The sequence below is a fragment of the Bacillus sp. 41-22 genome (assembly GCF_025809295.1).
GTDB classification, from domain to species: Bacteria; Bacillota; Bacilli; order Bacillales; family Bacillaceae_G; genus Bacillus_A; species Bacillus_A mycoides.
This window is the reverse complement of sequence record NZ_CP084035.1, coordinates 3,069,151-3,092,353: the sequence shown is the minus strand read 5'-3', so window position 1 is coordinate 3,092,353 and position 23,203 is coordinate 3,069,151. Positions and strand designations below refer to the sequence as shown.

At 33.5% G+C, this 23,203-nt stretch carries 26 protein-coding genes and 3 pseudogenes; 25 read left to right on the top strand and 4 right to left on the bottom strand.

The genetic code is table 11. The annotated features are described in order from the left end of the window. Positions 1-62 precede the first annotated feature (62 nt). The 5 genes from LCF45_RS15800 to LCF45_RS15780 all read left to right on the top strand — a co-directional run bounded on the left by LCF45_RS15800 (position 63) and on the right by LCF45_RS15780 (position 3,519). Positions 63-980 (top strand): intracellular short-chain-length polyhydroxyalkanoate depolymerase, encoded by a 918-nt coding sequence (locus tag LCF45_RS15800; protein WP_002013809.1) that lies wholly within the window; start codon positions 63-65, stop codon positions 978-980. Between the two features lie 60 nt (positions 981-1,040). Then, positions 1,041-1,265, top strand: coding sequence for a hypothetical protein (locus LCF45_RS15795; RefSeq protein ID WP_002128163.1), 225 nt, complete (start codon positions 1,041-1,043; stop codon positions 1,263-1,265). A 114-nt stretch (positions 1,266-1,379) separates the two neighbouring features. Further along, positions 1,380-2,576, top strand: a complete 1,197-nt coding sequence (locus LCF45_RS15790) for an MFS transporter (RefSeq protein ID WP_002128162.1) — start codon at positions 1,380-1,382, stop codon at positions 2,574-2,576. Then, on the top strand, positions 2,560-2,760 hold the full coding sequence (locus LCF45_RS15785; protein ID WP_000166305.1) for an NETI motif-containing protein: 201 nt from the start codon (positions 2,560-2,562) through the stop codon (positions 2,758-2,760). The genes LCF45_RS15790 and LCF45_RS15785 overlap by 17 nt, the downstream gene beginning before the upstream one ends. Before the next feature lie 309 nt (positions 2,761-3,069). Continuing rightward, positions 3,070-3,519, top strand: a complete 450-nt coding sequence (locus LCF45_RS15780; RefSeq protein WP_002185408.1) for a VOC family protein — start codon at positions 3,070-3,072, stop codon at positions 3,517-3,519. Between the two features lie 147 nt (positions 3,520-3,666). On the opposite strand, the gene LCF45_RS15775 is transcribed toward LCF45_RS15780, so the two are convergent. After that, positions 3,667-4,749, bottom strand: coding sequence for an S-layer homology domain-containing protein (locus tag LCF45_RS15775; RefSeq protein WP_033730817.1), 1,083 nt, complete (start codon positions 4,747-4,749; stop codon positions 3,667-3,669). A 375-nt stretch (positions 4,750-5,124) separates the two neighbouring features. Between LCF45_RS15775 and LCF45_RS15770 the strand changes: the two genes are divergently transcribed. The 18 genes and pseudogenes from LCF45_RS15770 to LCF45_RS15680 all read left to right on the top strand — a co-directional run bounded on the left by LCF45_RS15770 (position 5,125) and on the right by LCF45_RS15680 (position 19,816). Beyond that, positions 5,125-5,547, top strand: coding sequence for a hypothetical protein (locus tag LCF45_RS15770; protein ID WP_002137256.1), 423 nt, complete (start codon positions 5,125-5,127; stop codon positions 5,545-5,547). A gap of 25 nt (positions 5,548-5,572) precedes the next feature. Further along, positions 5,573-5,878, top strand: a complete 306-nt coding sequence (locus LCF45_RS15765; protein ID WP_002110836.1) for a WXG100 family type VII secretion target — start codon at positions 5,573-5,575, stop codon at positions 5,876-5,878. Between the two features lie 22 nt (positions 5,879-5,900). Then, positions 5,901-6,620, top strand: a complete 720-nt coding sequence (locus LCF45_RS15760) for a DUF5081 family protein (RefSeq protein ID WP_263892954.1) — start codon at positions 5,901-5,903, stop codon at positions 6,618-6,620. After that, the gene (locus LCF45_RS15755) at positions 6,620-6,946 is read left to right on the top strand and encodes a hypothetical protein (RefSeq protein WP_002013799.1); all 327 of its coding nucleotides are present in this window, start codon (positions 6,620-6,622) and stop codon (positions 6,944-6,946) included. Before LCF45_RS15760 ends, LCF45_RS15755 begins: the two co-directional genes overlap by 1 nt. Before the next feature lie 32 nt (positions 6,947-6,978). Then, positions 6,979-8,991, top strand: coding sequence for an AHH domain-containing protein (locus tag LCF45_RS15750; protein WP_263892953.1), 2,013 nt, complete (start codon positions 6,979-6,981; stop codon positions 8,989-8,991). Positions 8,992-9,008: 17 nt separating this feature from the next. Beyond that, positions 9,009-10,307, top strand: a complete 1,299-nt coding sequence (locus LCF45_RS15745; protein WP_087962558.1) for a suppressor of fused domain protein — start codon at positions 9,009-9,011, stop codon at positions 10,305-10,307. 215 nt (positions 10,308-10,522) lie between these two features. After that, entirely contained in the window at positions 10,523-11,095 is a 573-nt protein-coding gene (locus LCF45_RS15735; protein WP_263892952.1) for an AHH domain-containing protein, read from the top strand. After that, the gene (locus LCF45_RS15730) at positions 11,092-11,586 is read left to right on the top strand and encodes a hypothetical protein (RefSeq protein ID WP_000873545.1); all 495 of its coding nucleotides are present in this window, start codon (positions 11,092-11,094) and stop codon (positions 11,584-11,586) included. The genes LCF45_RS15735 and LCF45_RS15730 overlap by 4 nt, the downstream gene beginning before the upstream one ends. 586 nt (positions 11,587-12,172) lie before the next feature. Further along, positions 12,173-12,958 (top strand): recombinase family protein, encoded by a 786-nt coding sequence (locus LCF45_RS15725; RefSeq protein ID WP_263894889.1) that lies wholly within the window; start codon positions 12,173-12,175, stop codon positions 12,956-12,958. Between the two features lie 156 nt (positions 12,959-13,114). Next, positions 13,115-14,350, top strand: coding sequence for an IS110 family RNA-guided transposase (locus tag LCF45_RS15720; RefSeq protein ID WP_263892951.1), 1,236 nt, complete (start codon positions 13,115-13,117; stop codon positions 14,348-14,350). A gap of 104 nt (positions 14,351-14,454) precedes the next feature. After that, positions 14,455-14,946: a YwqJ-related putative deaminase gene (locus LCF45_RS15715; protein ID WP_048566022.1), complete on the top strand. Its 492-nt coding sequence runs from the start codon at positions 14,455-14,457 to the stop codon at positions 14,944-14,946. Then, the gene (locus LCF45_RS15710) at positions 14,930-15,388 is read left to right on the top strand and encodes a toxin-antitoxin system YwqK family antitoxin (protein WP_048566023.1); all 459 of its coding nucleotides are present in this window, start codon (positions 14,930-14,932) and stop codon (positions 15,386-15,388) included. Before LCF45_RS15715 ends, LCF45_RS15710 begins: the two co-directional genes overlap by 17 nt. Beyond that, positions 15,388-16,092, top strand: a complete 705-nt coding sequence (locus tag LCF45_RS15705) for an endonuclease V (RefSeq protein ID WP_263892950.1) — start codon at positions 15,388-15,390, stop codon at positions 16,090-16,092. Before LCF45_RS15710 ends, LCF45_RS15705 begins: the two co-directional genes overlap by 1 nt. 333 nt (positions 16,093-16,425) lie before the next feature. Then, a pseudogene (locus LCF45_RS15700) lies at positions 16,426-17,078 on the top strand (hypothetical protein). A gap of 29 nt (positions 17,079-17,107) precedes the next feature. Beyond that, a complete protein-coding gene (locus LCF45_RS15695; protein WP_185949921.1) occupies positions 17,108-17,623 on the top strand; it encodes a SecY-interacting protein Syd in 516 nt (171 codons plus the stop codon). A 371-nt stretch (positions 17,624-17,994) separates the two neighbouring features. Then, entirely contained in the window at positions 17,995-18,138 is a 144-nt protein-coding gene (locus LCF45_RS15690) for a polymorphic toxin type 15 domain-containing protein (RefSeq protein WP_002013782.1), read from the top strand. Positions 18,139-18,151: 13 nt separating this feature from the next. Beyond that, positions 18,152-18,694: a T6SS immunity protein Tdi1 domain-containing protein gene (locus LCF45_RS15685; RefSeq protein WP_201039073.1), complete on the top strand. Its 543-nt coding sequence runs from the start codon at positions 18,152-18,154 to the stop codon at positions 18,692-18,694. Positions 18,695-19,489: 795 nt separating this feature from the next. Continuing rightward, positions 19,490-19,816, top strand: a complete 327-nt coding sequence (locus tag LCF45_RS15680) for a DUF3895 domain-containing protein (RefSeq protein ID WP_002013774.1) — start codon at positions 19,490-19,492, stop codon at positions 19,814-19,816. A 68-nt stretch (positions 19,817-19,884) separates the two neighbouring features. Here the strand turns inward: LCF45_RS15680 and LCF45_RS15675 are convergent. Beyond that, positions 19,885-20,162: pseudogene (locus tag LCF45_RS15675) on the bottom strand (hypothetical protein); the annotation flags it as partial. Positions 20,163-20,253: 91 nt separating this feature from the next. On the opposite strand from LCF45_RS15675, the pseudogene LCF45_RS15670 reads away from it, so the two are divergent. Continuing rightward, a pseudogene (locus LCF45_RS15670) lies at positions 20,254-20,505 on the top strand (IS1595 family transposase); the annotation flags it as partial. A 153-nt stretch (positions 20,506-20,658) separates the two neighbouring features. Here the strand turns inward: LCF45_RS15670 and LCF45_RS15665 are convergent. Both LCF45_RS15665 and LCF45_RS15660 read right to left on the bottom strand, forming a co-directional pair. Continuing rightward, the gene (locus tag LCF45_RS15665) at positions 20,659-20,832 is read right to left on the bottom strand and encodes a hypothetical protein (RefSeq protein ID WP_002128132.1); all 174 of its coding nucleotides are present in this window, start codon (positions 20,830-20,832) and stop codon (positions 20,659-20,661) included. A 131-nt stretch (positions 20,833-20,963) separates the two neighbouring features. Further along, the gene (locus LCF45_RS15660; protein ID WP_002128131.1) at positions 20,964-22,196 is read right to left on the bottom strand and encodes an MFS transporter; all 1,233 of its coding nucleotides are present in this window, start codon (positions 22,194-22,196) and stop codon (positions 20,964-20,966) included. Between the two features lie 221 nt (positions 22,197-22,417). Here LCF45_RS15660 and LCF45_RS15655 point away from each other — a divergent pair, with 221 nt between their 5' ends. Beyond that, complete coding sequence (locus LCF45_RS15655; protein WP_063225847.1) at positions 22,418-22,999, top strand: TetR/AcrR family transcriptional regulator; 582 nt, start codon at positions 22,418-22,420, stop codon at positions 22,997-22,999. Positions 23,000-23,203: the final 204 nt, after the last annotated feature.

Here is a 23,203-nt window from a genome sequence, read left to right as displayed (position 1 = left end):
GAGAACGTACATTCTACATGTTATTCTTTAATTAAGTAAAGAATTTTCTTTCTATTAAAAGAATGGGGGAACTTGTGATGATTAAGCCTGCAACAATGGAGTTTGTTTCACTATCGAACGGAGAAACGATTGCGTATCAGGAAGTTGGAAGGCAAAATACAGAAATTCTTGTACTCATTCACGGGAACATGACATCGTCACAACACTGGGATTTAGTTATTGAAAAGTTGCAAGATCAATACCATATTTACGCTCTTGATTTAAGAGGATTTGGCCAATCAACATATAATCAATCGATAGATTCTTTACAAGACTTTGCAAGAGATGTAAAACTATTTATCGATCAATTAAAACTAGAAAAATTTTCATTAATGGGCTGGTCAATGGGCGGTGGTGTTGCGATGCAATTTACAGCGAATCATCCAACATTTGTCGAAAAGTTGATTTTAGTAGAATCAGTGGGAATGAAGGGATATCCAATTTTTAAAAAAGATATTAACGGGCAACCGATCGTATCAAGTTTAGTAAAGACGAAAGAAGAAATCGCGCAAGATCCCGTACAAATTGCTCCAGTGCTAGATGCGATAAAAAATATGAATAAATTATATTACCGTACAGTATGGAATCTATTAATATATACACATAATCAACCTGAACCGGATCGTTATGAAAAGTATTTAGATGATATGTTAACGCAACGTAATTTCGTAGATGTGAATTATGCGCTCATTACATTTAATATTTCGGATGAACATAACGGGGTTGTAGAGGGGAATAAGCAAATTCATCATATTAAAGCTCCAACACTCGTCATACAAGGTGACAGAGATTACGTCGTACCGCAAGTAGTCGGTGAGGAATTAGCAAAACATTTGCCAAATGCAGAGTTGAAGATATTAGAAGATTGCGGACACTCACCGTTTATAGATTGTTTAGATGTGTTTATAAAACATGTAGAGGATTGGTTAGACAATAAATAATTCCCGAAATATAAAACTTGCATATACTATAGCATTTGTATGTATAAGGGGAGAGAGTCAATGCATAATCCATTTTTAATATATCATTCTCCATATAATGATCATCAATATATAAAAATGATTATAAATCCGATGTATATGGAAGTTTCATCAGCTGTAGTTCCTTTGCAAGTGCAGCAATCAATGGTCCATACACATCCGATTTTATTTGGGCCTTCATTTTATGAAAATCCATATTTTAAGCATTTTCATTACAATGTGAAAGCGCAAGTATGGGAAGGATAAGAAGCTAAAAGGTTCATTCTTTTAGTTTCTTTTTTATTATGAATATTCGTACACGCATTTGAAGAAACAGTTTATAATGAAAAGTGGAAAGCGTGAAAAGGAGAGGGGAAAGGGATGTCGATGCGTTTTACTTTTTGGATTATGGTTGGAATTGTAGCAATCTCAGGTTTGTCACAAGGGATGCTTTTACCTGCCATTGCAATGATTTTTGAACAAGAAGGGGTTAGTTCAAGTATTAACGGTATTCATGCGACGGCATTATATATTGGGATATTAGTTATTTCACCGTTTCTTGAAAAACCGATGCAAAAGTTTGGAATGAAGCCAATTATCGTTATTGGTGGGTTTCTCGTTATTATTTCATTATTCTTTTTTACACAAACTTTTTCATTTTGGGTATGGTTCGTTCTTAGATTTCTAGTTGGAGTCGGAGATCATATGCTTCATGTCGGAACACAAACATGGATTACGACAACATCAGACCCGAGTAAAATAGGTAGACAAGTATCGATATACGGTGTATTCTTCGGAATTGGTTTCGCAGTTGGCCCGTATTTAGCAAGCACTGTTCAGTACGGTCTTGCAACACCATTTATCGTATCTACTATACTTTGCTTAATAGGATGGCTTTTACTACTACCAACGAAAAATGCATTTCCAGCACAAGATGAGGCAAAAACTGAAAGTGAATCATCCTTTTCTCGTTATAAACAAGTCGTTGGATTAGCTTGGATTGCGCTAATTGGTCCGCTCGCATACGGCGTACTTGAAGCGATGTTAAATAGTAACTTACCAGTATACGCGCTTCGTAAAGGATGGTCTGTATCGGAAGTTTCCTTCTTATTACCAGCATTCGCAGTTGGAGGTATTATTACACAAATCCCGCTCGGTATATTAAGTGATAAATACGGAAGAGACCGTATTTTAACGTGGACGTTCAGTGTAAGTACGGGCATTTTCCTACTTGCAGCAGTATTTGATCAATATTACTGGATCGTCTTTGCATGTATGCTTATAGCAGGTATGGTCATTGGCTCGTGCTTCTCACTAGGGCTTGGATTTATGACAGATTTATTACCGAGACACTTACTACCAGCGGGTAATATATTATCCGGAATCGCCTTTAGTATAGGAAGTATTATGGGACCTGTATTAGGAGGCGTATTTATAGAAAAAATACAGTATACAAGCTTTTTTATTGCGGTTATGATTATAATGGGAATTCTCGCAATGGTATATATGGTCTACATGAAGAATCAATTCGCATCAAGAAAAATAGAAAGTAGGTTAGGGCATGACAAAACAACCTAATAAAAAGAAATTTGAAGTACTCGAAAACGAAACAATTACAGACTGCTTAGCGCGTATGGAACAAGAAGGATATGCACCGTCTCGTCGCATGGAAGAACCAATCTTTCATGAAGTGAAGAAAAACGGCAAAACAGAAGTTGAACCATGCGGTAGAAAAATTGTTTTTGAGGGGAAATTGAAGTAATCTCATAACAAATAGCCATCCAATTCATTTGAGTTGGATGGCTTGTTTTTTTACTGAACAATGAAAGGCTTAGCTAGAGATCTTTGTTAGTGAAGGTAGTATAGAGAGAAACTAACTACATGAAAATGTAAATTTAAGGATGATTAATGTATTGAATTTTAGGATTGGGACATCAGTTATAGAGCTGGATACCTATACATTTGAAGGAAAGAACAATTATACAAAAGTAGGATGTTTAAAAATATATTAATTTGTATGATAAAAACAAAACATATTTTAAAAAAATTAGAAAGGAGGGAGAAATATATAATGATACAAAGCATATATGAAACTCATTTACATGTCAGAAATTTAGAAAAGGCAATAGATTTCTATCAAAATAAGTTAGGTTTAGCATTAGCAAAAAGACTATCGAAAAGACGAGTTGCGTTCTTTTGGGTAGGAGAAAATAAAAAACAAATGCTCGGATTATGGGAAGTACATATAAATGAAGAATTTGAGACGAAACACTTCGCTTTTCGTGTAGATTTAGAGTTTTTAAATGCTTCAAAATTATGGTTAGAGAAGCGTGGAATAGAGGTAGTAGGGAGTCAAGGGAAAGGAAATCGAGAACCAATTGTCCAAAGGTGGATGCCAGCTGCAAGCGTATATTTTCTAGATTGTGATGGAAATAAATTAGAGTTTATTTCTATGTTATATGATGATCCAGATGAACTAGAATATGCAACGTATTTAAGTGAATGGAATGCGGAGCACTAAGAAAAATAAAGTGGAACTTTAATCAGTAGTAGTTTTACAGCTTTGTATTATGTTAAATAGATAGAAATAAAATAAAATCCCTCAAGAAAAGGCACGTTCTTGAAGGATTTTTTTATGCTTTATATATTTTATATTGCTTGTAACGTATTAATGATGTTCACTTTTAGATATTTCAGCGCGTTGAATATAACCATCAGAGAAGCTGAAATAAAGAGAATAGCTTCCTCGATTATATATAAAGCCTTCACTAGTCATATCCTCTCCAATTCCATCTGGCTCACCAAACCACTCTTTTAATTCATCGATAGTGATATCCATTTTTACCCATATATATCTAGCGTCCGAAGGGTACATATCAATATTATAATCTCCATATACCGCTGTAGTAGGTGCATCACATTCTGTACATGGTGCTTGCTTCCAAACATCAGGCACTCCAAATTCTTTTTTTACCTCAGATATATCTTTACCCAGTACATCTAATTTAAATGGACCAAACGTCCCATCCTGTAAAGCTGTTGCTAACATTTGTTTCAGTTCTTCTTTTGTATTGATGTTGAAATTATAAGATCTGTTCTTTGCTATTGCATTATAGAAAAATTGTGCATACTGCTCACGTTTCACAAGCATGTTGCCATTAAAATTACCAGACTCGTCACCTTGGGATATCCGGTTACTACGTAGCGTATTTACAGATTCATAGGCCCAATGACCTTTTGGTACATCTTTAAAGTTCTCTTGTCCTTTTGAGTTTAATTGAAATGCCTTTTGCAATACTACTGCCATCTCATACCGATTTAATGCGTCATCTGGACGAAATGCACCTGTTCCATCACCTGTCATAATTCCAGCTTGCGCAATGGCTTTGATATCCTTTTCAAACATATGATTTGTAATATCACTAAACATATTTCCCTGTTTATCATCTGCTATTAAACCTAAATGTCTATTGACTAAAGAAGCAACCTGTCCTCTAGTAATGTTGTCCCCAAAACCAAATTTTCCATTTCCATATCCCTTATAAATCCCTGCTGCTGCTAAGTAATCAATAGCAGTTTTTGACCAGTGGTCCTTTGGTACATCTGTAAATACAGTGTTCGCATTGCCAGCTACTTTATAGTTATTCGTAGTTGTTTGTGCGTTTGCTGTGCCTACCATCATTGTAGTTGCTAGTGCTGTGGTGATTACGAATCCCAAAATTTTTTTAGCTTTGCTTGTTTTCTTGCCCATTTGAGAAAGCCTCCCCAGTTTAATTTAACTTTATTAAATATACGTATTACACATATACATCTAATACAGCTAATACAGCTAAATGTACACATCGTAATTATAACATGTAAATGATGATCATTTGTAATTAATTCACTTAATGTGGATAAAATTCCAATAATCTATATAAAACTATAATTTTTAGATAATAAATATTCATTGCTATTTAATTGAAGAAAAATGCGAAACCTTTTTATAAAATATGGAAATGTTAAAACCCCTTTGATAGAATAGCAATATGCAAAAATAATTATTTATAAATTCTCAATGTAATGAATATTCATGTTTAAATATACGAATTTAACTACATAGTTATTGTAATAAAGGGGGAGAAAGATGTTAGATGAATTATATAATGCTTTTTTAAATGCATCGGGTTTTACAGAAAGCGCGAGGAAACGAGATCAGTATGATAAATTACATGATTATTTAAAAGATCAAGAAAGAGAGTTAAAACGATTCATTCAAGATGCTGAATCAGCGAGGAGAGATTATGAGAGTAAAAGTAATGGCTTAGAAGCTAATAAAATTCCGGCAGTTGAATTTGAACAAAAACGTCATGAAAAGGATGAAGAATTAAATACAGTACTATCCTATTTTAAAAGTGCATTAAGCGATGTTGGATCTGCGATAGGTACAGCTTATGCAAAGTATTTGGAATATAAAGCGAAAGCAGAAGCGGAGAAAGCGTCCGCATACAATGCAGCGACCAAGGCTTTTGAAGAAAAGAAAAAGGAAATTGAAAATCTTATCCATTAAACATATAAAGAATGGGGGAACCCACATGAGTGGTAAAGAGGTTGAAATTATAGGAAGTAACACTGCAAGTGCCATTTCTTACGCGCAAAATATTGAAAATGGTATGAAGGATTCTTTAAACCAAGCGAAAAACTTAAAAGCATACGTTACATGTGCGAACTGGAATGGAAAAACGAGAGATGCCTTTTTAAGTTATCTAGATTTAATCATTCAATATAACTCAGAAATGGTAGAGGCATTTGAAGGACATACGAAAGCTTTGAAAGAGTTAGATAAAAGTATTCAGACGTACGGAGATAGACCGGAAGTAAGGGCGATAAAACAGTTGTGATGGAGAAATGAGGGATAAAAGAATGGGAAAAGAAATGAATTTTGCACCTGCTGAATTATATGTTCTCGCAGGTGCAGCTGGGGTTACGGATATATTTGGATTGCCAAACCGTGACGTAATTATTTTACTTGATGAAGAATGTGTCACAAAAGCAACTACGAGTTTAAAAGAAAAAGGCTTACTTACAAGCGAAAATGGAATTACCCCTGCAGCTTTTCAAATTATTGAGCTATTAAAGGAATATGAAAATTGTCATGAATACACGAGAATTAATAATGTATTAATTGGTTTTTTGAAACATGATAAAGATCGAGTGGCTGTATTAACAGAAGTAGAGCTAAATAAAAAATACGAGATCGACTACATACCAAAGCCAGACGTATATTTTTCATTATTAACACGCATCCCTTTCTTGTTGAGAGAACCGAGGGAAATAGAAGATACATTTTTCTCAAAGAGAATGACAGAAACAGAACAACAAACATTTGAGGAAAAAGATTTATCAAATAAAGACGTTATAGTGATGGAAACGTATACGAGGCCTCGGAGTAATAGAGGAGGAAAATGGGAATGTTTCTTATATTTCACTGAAGGAGAAGATTTCGTTCAAATAGATGTAGATCGTAATCGATATGACTGGGTGAGCCTCTATGCGGTTAATAAGAAATTGTATGACGTGTTAAAAATGCCGTATAAAAAATTAATTGACCCGAGACAATTCTCGTTAGGAGGTATTGAATAATGCAAGTATCAATGGGAGATGGCGGTTCTAGTGGTGGAGAAGAAGTATTAGTTAATTTTCAAGAACTACTTGATATAGTAATGAAGTTAGAAAACATATATACAATCCATGTAGACGTCATTGGAACGAATATTGAGAGTTTACTAAGCTGTGATTTTTATCAAAAAGGTGAAGCGATGAGAGTAATTGAAAAATATCCTGATATATTACACAAAACACTTGAATTGGCTGAACACTATTCTAGATCGGCGAAAGTTGTAGGAAATGTATGCGTGGAAATGCTTGAAAAGGACGAACAATTACGTGAAAGATTAAGTAAGTTGTAGAAATCACCATACGGCTGGGGGATGAAAACGAAATGGATGTGAAATATAGACCTGAACCATGGCAAGACATGGGAGATGGTATGAATCGAATTACAAAAGATGCTCTCATGAAATTACGGGACGCAAATGAATTATTAAAAAGAATTGATGGAAGAATACGAGATTCAGATTCGGATGGTAGTATACATTTTAACCCAAAAGATCAATCGCAAAAAATCGGAGAATTACTTGATAGCTATTCGACATTACAAAAATATTGCGGAGAAGCAGGGCGAGTAGTCTCTGAACATATAGATAAACCTTTTTTAGTAGAAATGGATAAATTCGCTCAAAAAATGAGAGATACATCTATTCTCAGTTTCGAAACAAATAACCGAATTGGCTCTACAACAACGACAGTATTACCAGATGCGCACGCAGGGTACGGAAGTATACCACAAACAATACAGACGAAAAAAGATAAAATAACAGTAGAAGATATTTTTAAAGATTCACCTGCATTTGATAACGTACTGAGAGGGGAATACAAAGAACTAAAAAAACAAAATCCAGATGCAAAACTAAATTATGAAGAATACAAGAAAGTAGTCCCATCCACACGAGGATTTGAATACAAATCGATAGAAGATGAACAGAAAAAACTAGAAATGATACGAGACATAGGAATAGGCGTAGGAATCATCATCACAACAATCCTTTGCCCACCACTCGGGGCCGCTGCCGCAGTAGTATACGGCGCTGTACAAATAAAAAGCGGTATCGACGGAGAAGACTGGGGAACACACCGGAAATTGAGCCAAGAAGAACGCACAGCAAACATTATTTTTGGCGGATTAGACGCAATCCCAGTTGTTGGAGCAGTAGGAAAAGGAGTAAAAGCATTCAAAGGCACGAATGAATTAGCTGATTTAGCGAAATTATTAAAATTCAAAGAAGGAATGCCTGGTTTCAATCCAAATTTGGGTAAAAATGTGGTACAATCATTGCGTGATAATAAAGCTATTATGCTTGACCGTGCGAAACTAGCAAGTCTTAAAATGGAGAAATCCGGAAATGAACAGATGTATCAACTTGGTGAAAAAATGGCCAAAAGCATAGATGATATGACAGCGAAATCGAAAAGCTTTGAAGTTGACGGAAATGGCTTAATAATATCTAAACAAGGTGGTACAGATTTACAAAGCTGGGTGAATAAGCATCATACAGCAAGTAATAAGATTATAGATGATGAGATTAAGGGTGTAGAGGCTTCTCTTACGAAAAAGAATATTCTTCCGAGTGAAAAATTAGCAGAACAAGAACTTATGCTAAAAAATAGTGAAGAAATTCTAAATGATGTAGGATTAAATGAAGAGAGTATAGCATGGTTTTCTAACTCTTTAAAAAATGAAAAGATTCATCCAAATGACTGGAAAGGGAAACTTACATGTGTCAGCGGTGATGGAAAACATTTAACTGAGCGTGAATTAAAGTATATAAATCAAGAGCTAAAAAAGGGGCATGATGTAAATCTTGATCAGATAAAATCTTTGAGAGAACAAGCGAGTCAAATAGCTGATGATTATGCAACTAAAATAAGAAGTGATGAAAAATGGACGCAATTAACTAAGGAACATGCAGCGTCTAAACAGCCTTCTACAATACTTGGTCATGAGTTGGAAAATTTAGGTGTGAAAAGGTCGCCCAAAAATGAAGCACACCATATTATTCCTTATAATCAAGGGAAGTTACGGAAGTACATAGAGAAATATGGTATAGATGGGAACGCGGCTGCAAACGGTGTGTTTCTGCCTCAAAACTATCACCCTAATTGGCCAGGGCAGGTTACTCATAGTGCATGGAATAATTTGAATGAAAAAGGGAATATGATGTTTAGACATGGACAAGAATATATAGATTATTTAGAAAAAAGGTTGATAGAGATAGATAAATTAGATGAAAGGATCCTCTCAAAAGCAGGTAAAAAACAAGAAATTCTATCTTTCATTGCAGAGATAAGAAGTGGTTTATTAACAGGGAAAATACAATTCTTGTACAAAGATTGAGAATAAGGAGAGTTTACATGAAAATATGGCAACTAACAAATCTATCAGGTTATGATGAAGTAACTACTTATAGTGAAAGTGAACAAGAAGTATTTGATGATGGATTTAATGGTACACCTATGCTTAGTACATGGAAACCGATTCAAATGAAAACATATAAACATAAGGAAAAAGCCGATTTATTAAGTTTTGAAGGAGAGTCATTTCCTAACCCACCTATTTTTACAAAAAAAGCTATACATATTTTAAATGATTTAATAGAGGATCAAGTAGAGTGTTTGCCTCTGTTACATGAAACATATAGTTGTTATGCTGTAAATGTAACGAATATTTTTGAGTGTGTGGATCATAGAAAATCGGTTCCTACTAAATACGGTGGTTACGATGAGTTTATCTTTATCCCAGAAAAAGTAGAAAATCAGCATATATTTCGCAATAGCAACACGCAGCATTCGTTAGGAGATTTCCCTATTACATCTGTAGAAATATTTGTATCAGATGCTTTTAAAGAAAGAGTTACAAATAGTGGATTGAAAGGGTTTCGTTTTAAATTAGTATGGGAATCTGATGAGAAAAATGATGAACAAGAAATAGAAAATAATCCAATGATACGCCCAACGTCAATAGAAGATTTTAAGTCACATATTCAGCAGCATTATGGAATGATTACGAATCATATAGAAGCAAATACAAAAATGATCACCGATGTAGAATTATATGATGTTGGACCAAATAAAATGGTTGATTGTCATACAGTAGTAACGTATCGAAATAGCTATTTCCGTATGCCAGCTCCATCAAGTGTAGATAGTGGTTATGCAGAGCTTGTCATGCATCTACCGAAGGATTGGGATGTATCAGTATCCGCTTTGGCGAGTTCGAAATACGCTTGGCCTTTACGCCTTTTACAGAACTTTGGAAAAGATGTAATGCGAAATGGATATTGGTTGGGGCAGTGGCTTGTATTTCCAAATCAATCAGAGGAATATTTGAAAAATTCATATGTAGCCCAGTTAGGTGGAGCAGAACAAGATCTAAATGCGCCAATTCATCCATATAGTGAAGAGACGAAATTTTCTGGTGTTATGGTTGTACCACCGCTTCCACAATGTTCAGGTGCATTCAAAATGGAATTTCGTGAGGATGGTAAAAGAATAGAGGGTGACTGGCCAATCTACTTCCATACATTATTACCATTATATAAAGAGGAAATCCATTGTTATTATGCAGATGGGCTTGATGTATTATTACAAAAGTTAATGAAAAATGGCGTTGAAGCAGCATTTGACTTTAATCGAGAGAATACTTGTAAGTAAGGAAGAGTAAGTTATCAAAAGATACTATAACAGTTTGGAAGAGTCAATAAAAAAGAATTTAAAGATAACTATGAAAGTATGGTGTATGGTAATGAAGCTGTTAGTGCATATAGTAATAACATGATGAGAAATTACACCAATTTTAGAACTATCATAGATTATAAAATAATTGTTACTTTATAGTGCACCAAATGGTTTGACTTAGTAAGCGATAATTGGTAACCCAGTTATCGCTTTTTGTTTTAACTAAGGGTACGGGTGAAGCTACTAGACTTATTCCAGGTACCCCTGGAAAGGTTACAGGAGGTAGTTCTACAAAATTAGGGCAAAATTTATTGGAATCCATGGGGCTTCCACGTTCTGCATCACGGAAAGGATATCAGGCGCAACATATAATACCTAAAAATTTAAGAAATTATCCGGTATTAAAGAAAATTGGAATGGATATGGATCATGCTGATAACGGGATATTTTTACCGATACCAGCAAAAGATCCAAGTGCTTTGTCTAGGCATAGAGGATTTCATAGTGTATATAATAATGTGGTTAAAGATCAGTTAGATAAATTAAATATCAATCAAAGTATTAAGGAGTTGGAACAACAAGTATTTGAATTGCAACAAAAATTAAAAAAAGGTACAGAAAGTGGCTTGCCATTATACAAATCAAAGGTATTAGAAATTGGTATTGAGAAGTTTTACAAAACAAAATTAAATGAAGAAATAAAGATTTGGCAAAGAGGTGGCGGTGCTACTGAAGAACTTTGGGAAAGGTGGATAAATAAATGAAGTACGGAAAAAACACTCAATTAGTCGAAGAGGTTATTAATTTTATTACAAATTTACAACTTTTTCATAATGAAAACCTTCTAAATCGTGATGTTGTTATGGTTAATGAGTATGAAAGAGCACAAGAATTGGCATGGTCTCAAGATTTGGATGAGGTTGAAAACGTTTGGGAAGATATTAAATCCTCAGAAGGTGGGGAAATAATAGGACAATTATATGAGCATGATTTAAACTCTATGGAGCGTCCTATAAGGGAGATTATTCAATCATCTGAGAACTATCCAGGTGATTTTGTATTACAATATATTGATATTTTTGAAGAAATAATTGGAGATTTACATATGTGTGCACTAAATCGTTTAGTAAATGGAAAAGTTGATAATTTTTATGAAAGAATCTTTGAGGTTTATAAGCTTGGGGGATGGCCTTGTGGATGGGAAGGTGAATATCCACAAGGGAGAATAATTGTATATTCACCAGATAAAAAATAAAGTATATTTGTAGTGGAAAGAAAAACAATAAGTGGTTTAAAAGTAGAGACCCATGATGGTTGTACCATCATGGAGTATTACGTACAATGATAGAACAGAAAACGAGGTGCGAGCTTAGGTGAGATGACATTTTACCGAAAGATGAATATAAACGCATGGAAGAGACATAAAATTAACGAACTCGTACAAGCTCGTTAGTTTTAAATTAATATTTGTCACGATATATATAAGGTGTCATACTATTATTATAAAACTTATAAATTAAAGCTACTTAAAAACAGATGAACTTAAAGCGCTTGATTGTCAATTATGGCAACAAGTGCTTTTTTGCATTTTAGAGTAGAAATAAGTTGGTAAACGTATAATTTTATAAATGTATTAAGTGTTAAATTTTATAAACTGTAGTGGCTTTGTACAGTGTACGACACTACTAGAGAAAAAACTATTGTAAAAATAAAGGGTTGTATTATGTTTTGAAGTCATCGTAAAGTACGTTTTAACGGATTTACGTTACGAACACGTTATCCGCAAAAAAACGGATAAACGTTACAGGGACTCAAATTACTGTAACGGGAGGGGATTTATGATGGGAAAGAAAGTAGTTGGTTACATACGAGTTTCAACGGAAGGACAAGTACGTGATGGGTATAGTTTAGCGTATCAAATAGAAGAGATTGAACGTTACTGTAACGAAAATAATTTAGAACTACTTCGTGTGTATGAAGATAGAGGATTAAGCGGAGCGACTGTTGATGAAGAGGGATTAACAGTTGAACGTGATGGACTACAAGAGCTATTGTCGGATATGGCGTTTAAACAAGTAAGCTATGTTGTTGTGTTGAATACATCACGATTGTGGCGCTCTGATATGGCGAAAGTATTAATACAACGAGAACTAAAGAAACATGAAGTGGATGTGAAGGCAATTGAACAATCAAGCTATAGTATTTACACACATGATCCAAATGACTTTTTGGTGAATGGCATGTTAGAACTATTAGACCAATATCAACGACTTGAAATTGCGTTGAAGTTAAGTAGAGGTAGAAAGAAGAAGGCTGAACGAGGTGGATATGCAGGTGGTGGCGTACTTTTTGGCTACAAGGCCAAAAAAGGACAAAAGGTGTTAGAAGTAGATGCTGGGAAAGCAGTAGTTGTACGTAGACTATTTGAGTTAAGACACATTTTTAAACATTGGTCACTTACCCAATTGGCAGAACAATTGAATGTAGAAGGATACTGCACAGCGAAAGGTAAACAATTTACGAAAGTACAAGTGAAACGCATGTTAGATAGAGAGAATTTTTATCGAGGGGTATATACATACGGGCAAATACAAGCAAATGGGAAACATCCAGCAATTATTTTATAAACTCACTTAAAAAATTAGCTCATTTTACTATACATACTACTAGAGTTATGAAAAATGGATAGGCTTGCGTACCTATGCGCATCGAAAGATGAACGCTCGAACTAAGGTTGCCGACATTTTTGTATATGACTAAATCATTGAATAGAGGGATGAGTTATGCATAATAGACAGAACTATTTGTATGTAGGAGTAGATTTACATAAGGAGCATCATACGGCTGTTATAATTAATTGTTGGCAAGAGAAATTAGGAGAAATACAATTTGAGAATAAACCATCGGCATTTTCGGAGTTTTTATTAGAAGTAGAGACATATGTGAGTAATGGTTTATCAGTTGTATTTGGTTTAGAAGATGTTGGTGGTTACGGAAGAGCGTTAGCGAAATATTTAGTAGATCATGAACAAGTAGTGAAAGAAGTAAATCCAGCTTTATCATTTTTAGAACGAAAGAGCCAAGTGATGATACAAAAAAATGATAGTTGGGATGCGGAATGCGTAGCCCGTATACTAATAAATAAGTTAAATCAATTACCAGATGCAAAGCTAAACGATTTATTTTGGTCGATACAACAACTAGTGTCAAGAAGGAATGCATTAGTAAAAGCACAAAGTGCGTTAAAGAACCAATTACATATTCAATTAAACCACCATTATCCAAGTTATAAAAAGTTTTTCTCAGAGTTAGATGGAAAAACAGCATTAGCATTTTGGGAGCAATATCCGTCACCCTCTTATTTAGAGGGGATGAATATAAAGCGATTAACAGCTTTTTTATTAGATGTTAGTAACAATACATGTTCAGTAAGGAAAGCAAGTGAAATATTAAGGCTTGTGAAAGAAGATGGACAAACAATGAAAGAGTATCAAGAAATGCGAAACTTTTTAGTAAGAAGTATTGTACGGGAGATTGAGTTTAAAAAGAAGGAAATGAAATACATCGAAAGAGAATTAAACCAGCTAGTAAATCTACTAGATTATCAATTAGAGACGATGCCGGGAATAGAACTTGTGACGGCATCAGCATTAATAGCTGAGATAGGAGATGCAAGGCGATTTCCAAATGCCAATAAATTAGCACGATTTGCGGGGATTGCGCCTGTTTACTTTGGTTCTGGTGGGAAAGGTAAGACACACAAAAGCAAACAAGGAAACAGGGCGTTACACGCTTTATTTTATAATTTAGCTGTACAGCAAGTGCAAGTAGCGAAAGGAAGTAAGTTACCTAGAAACCCAGTGTTTCATGCATATTATCAAAAGAAACTTAAAGAGGGAAAAACAAAAGGACAAGCATTGGTATGTATTATGAGAAGGCTTGTAAACATTGTATATGGCATGATGAAATATAAAACAGCTTATGAGTTGCCGGTAGTGGAAGAAAAAGAAGAAGTTTAATAAGGTTTACGTGGTTTGTTTTTTTATTGTGAGGGTTTAAGATTACAACATAGGGTACGGGTAAAGTTTCTAATAGTGGTGAAAGTTTAAGTAGAATAGAATATTTGCGTAATAAATATGGTCGGTTTACTCACCAAGAATTAAACGATAGGATTAATTTGCGTGATGCTGTAGCGAAAGAAGTTGAAAGATTAAATAATCTAGGCCTTTCTAACAGGGAGATGGGGCCTGCGGTTGCTGGAACTTTTGACAAAACAACAGGTAAGTATTACTTTGGAATCAATAATACTTTAGGTAAGATTCCAGAAGAGTTACATCCATTAATAGAACAACGGATTACCAATATGCCAAAAAATATTAAAGAGGGATATACATTTACGTATGGGGAGGGATCTCACGCAGAAGTTTATTCATTAAATCAAGCGTTACTTGCAAATTCACAAGCAAGTGCTTCGAATTTTATCACTCATGTAGTACGTTCTGGTAAAAAATTAAAACCGGCTGGTATGATGATGCCAACCTGTCCACATTGTAATTTTATTACTGAAGGATTTGAATTTAGTTCAGAGGTGAAAAAGATTGGAAAATCAAATTGATATATTAAGTAAAGAATATGTTATAGAACATGGAACTGACTTTGACGAAGATTTATGGTTTACATCTTATAGTGATGAAGTTTTAGATAATCCGGAAGACGAGAACGGTAAACCTTTTACCGGTTTAGCTTACGAATTATATGATAATGGTAATTTGATATATTATACAAATTATGTAAAAGGTTTTATAGAGGGTGAGTTAATAGAATTTTATAAAAATGGAAATTTAAAATCAGTGAAAAATTTGATTCATGGACAAAGTAATGGTACCGAAAGAATCTGGTATGAAAGTGGAGAATTAAAATTTGAAGGAGAATATAAATTTGGGATAGCTCTCCATTATACAGAATGGGATGAAAAAGGTCGTATCATAAAACAAAAAATTTTCCCTACAGAAACAGATTTAAAATTGATTGAATCTGTTTCTAAAAGTGATACCTAATGAAGAATTTAGATTTAAATAATATGAAATTGATAAATGAATTTACCGACATTCAGAATGAATTGTTATCCAAAGTAAATCTTGAGAATAGATTTGACGTTAATGAAATCAAAACCATTGCAGGGATAGATTTAGCTTACTGGGATGTAAATAATAAAACGTATGGTACATGTTGTATCGTAATGATTGATTATTATACAAAGGAAGTTGTTGAAAAGGTATATAGTTATGGAGAAATAAGTATTCCTTATATATCAGGATTTCTTGCTTTTCGTGAGTTGCCTTTAATACTTGAAGCCGCGAAGAAATTATCTAATGAACCTGATTTATATATGTTTGATGGAAATGGGTATTTACATTATCGTCATATGGGAATTGCTACCCATGCTGCAATGTATTTAAACAAACCAACAATTGGCGTGGCAAAGAGCTATTTGAAAATAGAAAATGTCGACGCTACGATGCCTAAAGAGGAAGTAGGTTCTTACACTGACATTGTAATTCATGGTGATATATATGGTAGAGTTTTGAGGACTTCGTATTGTGTAAAGCCAATCTTTGTTTCATGTGGGAACTGGATTGATTTAGATACAAGTACTGAAGTTGTAATGAACTGCATAAATAATGAAAGTCGATTACCTATTCCAGTTAGATTAGCAGATTTAGAAACACATAAAATGAGGAAGAAGTTAATGAAAGGATAAAATAGTGTATTCTATACGTATTAGGATACAACTATAATGACATGTGGAAGACAATAAACTAACGAACTCGTACAAGCTCCTATGTTAAAATACATTACATTTCAAAGCGTATAAGAGGTGTCATACTTTCACTATAAAGTTATAAAACTTACAAACTTAAAGAGATTTATACATTTAGAAAACATATAAGTTTAAAGCACTTGATTGTCATTTATGGCAACAAGTGCTTTTTTAATTGAAAGGTATACTATAAATTTAAAGAAATTATTTTTATGAATTAAAGCTAACAGAAATTACTAGTATTATATAATTGAAAATACATTAGCAAAAGTTGTGGACTCCGTATCTCCATTCGTTAAAGGTATAGAAATACTGCCAGATGGAAGTGTCGCTAGAACTGGAACGAACTATAGCGGGAGATTCCAAGAAGCCCATGATGCCTCAAAGGCGAGTATTCAGAGTAGGATCTCGAATTTGGAGAGTGGTGGGGTTAAGGGTACGGGTGAAACGGTTAAGAAGATAGGTGATATTAATGATCCTATTAGAACATATCGTGGTGCTGATTTAGGTAAGCTAGAGGCTAAATATACTGCGGATCCTCGGTTAACTGTTAAGATGCCCTAAGTTGGTAAAAGGCAAAAAAACACCAATGCAGAGGGGTGGTTACTCGATAAAGATTTTTATTGGAAAGAGATGTTAGAGAAGTACCCAGAAGCGTTTAATAGGTCAAATAGACAAAAAAAGAATTAGGATTCGCACCTATAAACAATCCAACGTTTAGAAAACATTTTCCCCAATATGATTTAAAAGAATTATATAATGACACTTTAATACATCATCACATTGGTGGAGGAGGTCAAGCTGTGGCTGTACCCTCAAAGCTATATCCAGGTTTAGAATGGATTCATAATGCTGAGAAAAGCGCAGGAGTTTGGGGAAATGACCAAAAATATGCTGAACTATTAGAAAAATCCTTAGAAAAGTAAGGGTGATTATTTTGGTAATGAAGGATGCTATGAGCAAATATTTTAATTTAAGAAAAGAATATTTTGATAAAGGGGTAGATTTTTTATTTAAAACGCCATATAACGAAGAAGTGGATTCATTTATATATCAGGGTGAAATGGATGATGAAGAAGAAATTTCATGGAAACCTATTGAAAAAAATAAAAAGAATGATTTAACGACGATTGAGGAAAGATTTGAAATTAAACTGCACACTTCAATTGATGATTATTTTAATTCTTATTGGTTTGCTGATTTAGATGGATTTGTTGGTAATCATTATATTAGGCTAGAACCTGTATTACCAAATATTGAATTGGATTCCTTCGAAAGTAATTTAGAAGGGTATAAAAACAATCATAATAAGGTTGATAAGACTCCAATAGGTGTAGAGGGGAACGGTTTGATAGTTGTTTTAGATAATGTAAGTGGTAAGGTTGAAGTGGAGGATTTTGAACGAGGTTCGTTTGAAGCGCTTTCGGATAGTCTAGATGAGTTAATTTCTAATTTAAAGTTACAAAAATAATATACTAAGAACGTTTATATGAAAAAATGTCTGATATGAAGTGTAGCCCAAGTGTTAGATACAATTGGACTGCAGTTTTTTATAGAAAGATGTAATATAAGATCAAGCTAAGACCTACAAAATTTATGCTATTTAAAAAACATATGAACTTAATGCACTTGATTGTCTACGAAAAGGCAACAAGTGCTTTTTTAATAGGTAGGCATGTTATAATTTTATTAGGAGATTATTTAGACTATATAAATAATTTAAATTCAATTAATAGAAATGATAGATAACATCATAGTAGAATTTGAAAATGTAGAAACTACCAAATCGAAGCAGACAGATCTTTATGTTCCTAAACAAGTAGCTGTTAGGAAATTGATAGTATGGGGGATAAAAGGATAATTTATTCCTTAGGTAATCAATGGCGGTATAGAATGGATATTACTGATAAACACATTAAGAAAATAGCAAAAAGCATGGCACCAGAACAACAAAAAAATAATTATTTGAATGTAAAGTTAACATAGTGGAGGAGTTTAAGTGGAGCAATATTTAAAAGATTTTAAGTTACATAATAAAGTTTCGAGTGAAATCATTGAAAAGTATAAACATGTAGTACCTAATGAAATAATAAATTTATGGAGTAATTATGGATTTGGTACATTTATGCAAGGGTATTTTAAAAGTGTAAATCCAGAGGAATTTAAAGAGATTTTGGAGGAGAGTAGTCAAAGATATAAGGATTCAATAGTATTATTTGCTACGGGTATGGGAGACTTGGTTATTTGGTCAGATGGATATGTTAGATTACTTAATTACAGGTACGGTATAGTAAAGACCATTATGTTTACATTTGAATTTTTCTTTCAAAATATTGCTGATTTAGAATTTAGAGATGAAGATTTATCTTGGCAACCTTATCCCGAAGCGCTTAAACAATATAATGAGTTAGATTACGAGGAGTGTTTTGGTTATACACCTCTATTAGGTTTAGGTGGAGCAGAAAAAGTAGAGAACTTAAAAAAGGTCAAATTAAAGGAACATATTCTTATTATTACTAGTTTTATGGGGTCAGTACAATAATAGAATAAGTAGATATTTTATCACTAGGTAAATAGAGATATAGGATTCGTTCAAATGAATTAGACTTACTACTTAATTTATATTTTACAAGCAAATATGATAACGAAACACATTAACACATATATAAATCAATGAAAAACAAAGTATATGTGAAGTAGATAGAAAAAATAAAAGGGTGTTTGAAAATATATACTCCATGATAGTCATACCATCATGGAGTACTGTGTGCAATGATAGAATAGAAAACGAAGTACGAGCTTAGGCGAGATGACATTTTACTGGGGCATGAATATAAAAACACATGGAATGGACATAAAACTAACGAAAACGTACAAACTCATAAGTTTTAACGTTGTAGTTGACATGACATACAAAAGGTTTCCTACTGTTATTATAAAACTGACAAATTTAATGTTACTTAAAAACAGATGAACTTAAGGCCACTTGATTGTCAACTAAAAGCAACAAGTGCTTTTTTACGTTTTAGCGTAGAAATTTAATAGAAAACTATAATTTTATTATGTAAACTTTTTCTGTTTTTTTTACATAGTGTATACAACTAACGAGGAGATAAATATTCACTATTACTTTCATTCCTGTTATAAAAAATTCTACAATAGAAGACAGAACGTATATTTGGTATAATCAAAACATACTATATGAAATGATGTACATGAGTTTGAAATTCATGTAATAAGGTAAGTACTACATAACAATAACTAATATTTAAAGTTCTCGTACCTATAGGATTCAGTTCATGTTATACAAATCAGTTGTTAGAAAGGAAAAGATGTAATGAATCAAATTTCATTTGAAGATTTATTTGAAGAAGAAAAAGAAAAAGTGGAGGTAGCTGAGATACCAGCACCTTTATCGCCCTTGCAAAAAGATATTTTGGGATTATTTAATTCTGAAGAAATAAGTGCACTTGAGCTATGCGAACAATTAATACGATCTGGTAAAATATCAGATGAAAGATTTACAACGAATAAGCCTAAAGCCTTTGGACAAGTATGCTTAATATTAGAAGGGTTTGTTACAGAAGGAAAGCTTACTTTTATCAAAAATGATGAGAAAAGAGATAGGGTTTATAAATTGAATGAAGAAATTTTTAACATATAAGTTGTCCAGAATTAAATGAATGTTTTCTACGGAGCTAGTTCAGTAACCAAAGTAAAAAGGGGTATCAATCAAGAAAGATTGATACCCCTTTTTGTTTTTTTACATCTTACATATTTACGTTTGAAACCGAGTCTTTCTCTATCAAGTTCTAAATGCATATTTTCGTAAGCATTTAGAAAGCTGCTTTTTTCTTGTTACGTTTTACTTCAACTATACCAACTTCTTTTGCAGTCTCGACTGCCTTTTCATGTAGTGGCGCATATGAAATCCTCACAGTGTTTAGAAGATTATTCATAGCGGATTTTGTTCGTTCTGGAGAATCCTGAATCTTATTTTTCACAATTTTATAGTTTTGTAAAAAAAGTATATTAAAAAATGCACTAATAAATTATTCTCCTTTTATTTAGGCTGTTTTCGTATAGATTGTTGCTCTCTATCAACGAGTAAAAAAAGGGATATTCCACATACAACACGTTAATAACTTTCATCGCCGCTTGAAAAGATGGATGGAACGATTTCAAGGCGTTTGTACGTATTATTTGGATAGTCACCTCTACTGATATCGTTGGCTTGAGTTACATAAAAACTTAGCATTTGAAAATTGGATAGAGCAAATACTTATTTCAGCTTGCCAAAAATCTAAATATTTCACAGTTGAAGCATTAAGAAAAGATAAAAAGCATCATTAATCAGATGCTTTTTAGGTAGATTCAGTGGTTTATTGTTATTTAACTAATGGAGTAGTTTAGTTGAATAAGAAAAAAAGAGTAATGCGTATTTGACTTAAAATGCGATACAAAAATGAACTGTACAAGGATGACAATTCATTTAATAGGTAGGTATTATTTCACATTCTTTAGAGGAGAAATTACCTTGTTATAAAAAAAACTTTCCCATTTAGCTAACAAACCGTTCCCATTTTCACCACGTTGAATTTCAATTTCGTGTTTTTTATGAAATTCTGCTATTCGTTTATTATGCTCTTTGTGCAATTGATGGAGAGCTACTTGTTTCATTATTATCCCTCCTTTCGATTAACCATAATTATATATCCTGGGTTGATTATAGCAAAGTATTCTACACGTTTTGTAGATTAAATCTGCCTTTTAGTTTTAGCAGTAACAATCTTTGAGAAAACAGCCTTTATTTATGACGATCGCCGTAAGGTCATTGCCCAGAATAAAAGAGCACAAGCACTAACAGATGCACCTAATATACAAACTCCGTTCCATCCGTAGCTTGCATAAATGTTTGTGGAAAGAATTGCACCTGTAGCACTGCCGATAGAATAAAAAATCATATAACTAGCAGTGAGCCGACTTCGCGCTTCAGGACGCACTGTGAAAAGTATACTTTGATTGGTGACATGTACAGCTTGCACAGCTAAATCTAAAAGGATAACACCGATAACTAGTAGGAATAGAGAATGGTTCATTAATTTAATTAGGAGCCATGAAAGTAATAATAAGGATAAGGCTATGCCAGTAGTTCTCTCTCCGAATCCGCGATCAGCAAGTTGTCCGGCTTTAGTGGCAGCTAATGCACCAGCAACTCCAGCAAGACCAAATGCTCCGATAGCTGTATGTGATAGATTATATGGTGCAACACTTAGAGGTAAAACTAATGAAGTCCATAAAATACTGAATGAAGTAAAAATAAGCAATGCTAATATTCCGCGAATACGTAAGATCCTTTCTTCTACAAATAATAAGAGAACAGAACGTAATAATTTACGATAGGTCATAGCTGTTTTTTTATGTTCAAGACTAGGTAAATTACGATATAACAAACCAATTACGAAGAGCATAAGTACAGCAGAGGTAAGATAAACGGAACGCCATCCCGCTAGATCTGTTAATGTTCCGGCAAATGTACGTGCAAGTAGAATTCCTATTACGACACCACTCGTGACGAAACCTACTATTCGCCCACGGTCTTCTGGGTTAGCTAAAATGGATGCGTATGCGACGAGTGTCTGCGTAACAGTCGCAAGAATTCCGACTAAGGCCATACCTATAAAAAGTACGGTACTTGAAGGAGCGACTCCGACCACAATTAAAGCGAAAACGGATAAAAGCATTTGAACAATAATAAGTCTTTTTTGGTTTAACAAATCACCAAGCGGAACTAATAAAAGTAATCCGAGTGCATAACAAACTTGAGTAATCGTAATAACGACACCAATAGTTGAATGGTTGATCTTAAACTCATTTGATAAAGAATCAAGTAGAGGGTGAGCGAAGTATATATTCGCCACAGCCATCCCGCAAGCTATTGAAAATAATAGAGTTATATAGCGGGGCATGATTGTATTGATAGGTGATTGGAACTGATCATTATTCTGTGTAAGAGCAGTTGTCATTTTTTCTTTAGCATCCATAATATCATCTCCTTTTGTTTTTAAAATAATGTACCGAACGGTATTTTATTTCGTAAGTCAAATATAATCAGGGATAAGTTGCTATGTCAAGTGAATTGTAAATTAAATTCAGTTTCTTTTGACATATCATTTATAATTTAATACGATATATAATATACTGATTAGTACATAAAAACGTGATTTATAATTTAGAAAACAGGTGAAAAAAGAGGAGGGATTAAATGGCTCGACTACGTGAATTTGATAAAGAAAAAGCTTTGGATGCTGCTATGCAACTTTTTTGGGAGAAAGGATACGCTGCTACTTCATTAAGTGATCTAACTGCTAAAATGGAAATACAAAGACCGAGTTTATATGCGGCATTTGGTGATAAAGAAGGGCTATTTGAAGCTGCATTACGGAGATACACGAATTTACACGCAGCTAGCATTCGAACAAAACTTCAAAAAGAAAGATCTGTCAAAGAGGCTATTCGTACATTTTTTGAAAATATGGTGGAAGAGGAATATAAAAAAGAATCAAATAAAGGCTGTTTTTGTATTAACACAATGGTTGAGATTGCCCCTCATAATGAAAAATTTGAAGTGCTGACTAGAGAACATCAAATGTATCTTTCAGTTATATTTCAAGAATTAATCGCCAAAGGTATTCAGTCTGGAGAACTGCAAAGTGATGTGAATGCTAAAGCATTGGCACAAACGCTAGTCACTTCATTAATTGGATTAACGGTGTTAATGAAATCTCGCCCAAAACGTTCAGTTGTAGATAATTCGGTATGTATCATATTATCGTTACTAAAATAAATGTAACAGAATTGTATTTCAATCAACTATGTCGATTATAGACACTTTTATTTATAAGCTTTTAACTTTAAGCACTGAATTGTCTACGAAGGCAACAAGTGCTTTTTATTTTCGTTTAAATATGAGCAGGTGAATCATAATGGTTGTCTGCAATATATGAAGATTGTTGGAGACATTTGTAATTAGGCATCGGATAAGAGAGGA

Excerpts from the sequence above, each read along its gene's own strand:
- LCF45_RS15800 (WP_002013809.1), top strand. The coding sequence starts at position 63 with ATGGGGGAACTTGTGATGATTAAGCCTGCAACAATGGAGTTTGTTTCA.
- LCF45_RS15795 (WP_002128163.1), top strand. The coding sequence starts at position 1,041 with ATGCATAATCCATTTTTAATATATCATTCTCCATATAATGATCATCAA.
- LCF45_RS15790 (WP_002128162.1), top strand. The coding sequence starts at position 1,380 with ATGTCGATGCGTTTTACTTTTTGGATTATGGTTGGAATTGTAGCAATC.
- LCF45_RS15785 (WP_000166305.1), top strand. The coding sequence starts at position 2,560 with ATGACAAAACAACCTAATAAAAAGAAATTTGAAGTACTCGAAAACGAA.
- LCF45_RS15780 (WP_002185408.1), top strand. The coding sequence starts at position 3,070 with ATGATACAAAGCATATATGAAACTCATTTACATGTCAGAAATTTAGAA.
- LCF45_RS15775 (WP_033730817.1), bottom strand. The coding sequence starts at position 4,749 with ATGGGCAAGAAAACAAGCAAAGCTAAAAAAATTTTGGGATTCGTAATC.
- LCF45_RS15770 (WP_002137256.1), top strand. The coding sequence starts at position 5,125 with ATGTTAGATGAATTATATAATGCTTTTTTAAATGCATCGGGTTTTACA.
- LCF45_RS15765 (WP_002110836.1), top strand. The coding sequence starts at position 5,573 with ATGAGTGGTAAAGAGGTTGAAATTATAGGAAGTAACACTGCAAGTGCC.
- LCF45_RS15760 (WP_263892954.1), top strand. The coding sequence starts at position 5,901 with ATGGGAAAAGAAATGAATTTTGCACCTGCTGAATTATATGTTCTCGCA.
- LCF45_RS15755 (WP_002013799.1), top strand. The coding sequence starts at position 6,620 with ATGCAAGTATCAATGGGAGATGGCGGTTCTAGTGGTGGAGAAGAAGTA.
- LCF45_RS15750 (WP_263892953.1), top strand. The coding sequence starts at position 6,979 with ATGGATGTGAAATATAGACCTGAACCATGGCAAGACATGGGAGATGGT.
- LCF45_RS15745 (WP_087962558.1), top strand. The coding sequence starts at position 9,009 with ATGAAAATATGGCAACTAACAAATCTATCAGGTTATGATGAAGTAACT.
- LCF45_RS15730 (WP_000873545.1), top strand. The coding sequence starts at position 11,092 with ATGAAGTACGGAAAAAACACTCAATTAGTCGAAGAGGTTATTAATTTT.
- LCF45_RS15725 (WP_263894889.1), top strand. The coding sequence starts at position 12,173 with ATGGGAAAGAAAGTAGTTGGTTACATACGAGTTTCAACGGAAGGACAA.
- LCF45_RS15720 (WP_263892951.1), top strand. The coding sequence starts at position 13,115 with ATGCATAATAGACAGAACTATTTGTATGTAGGAGTAGATTTACATAAG.
- LCF45_RS15705 (WP_263892950.1), top strand. The coding sequence starts at position 15,388 with ATGAAGAATTTAGATTTAAATAATATGAAATTGATAAATGAATTTACC.
- LCF45_RS15695 (WP_185949921.1), top strand. The coding sequence starts at position 17,108 with ATGAGCAAATATTTTAATTTAAGAAAAGAATATTTTGATAAAGGGGTA.
- LCF45_RS15690 (WP_002013782.1), top strand. The coding sequence starts at position 17,995 with ATGGGGGATAAAAGGATAATTTATTCCTTAGGTAATCAATGGCGGTAT.
- LCF45_RS15680 (WP_002013774.1), top strand. The coding sequence starts at position 19,490 with ATGAATCAAATTTCATTTGAAGATTTATTTGAAGAAGAAAAAGAAAAA.
- LCF45_RS15665 (WP_002128132.1), bottom strand. The coding sequence starts at position 20,832 with ATGAAACAAGTAGCTCTCCATCAATTGCACAAAGAGCATAATAAACGA.
- LCF45_RS15660 (WP_002128131.1), bottom strand. The coding sequence starts at position 22,196 with ATGGATGCTAAAGAAAAAATGACAACTGCTCTTACACAGAATAATGAT.
- LCF45_RS15655 (WP_063225847.1), top strand. The coding sequence starts at position 22,418 with ATGGCTCGACTACGTGAATTTGATAAAGAAAAAGCTTTGGATGCTGCT.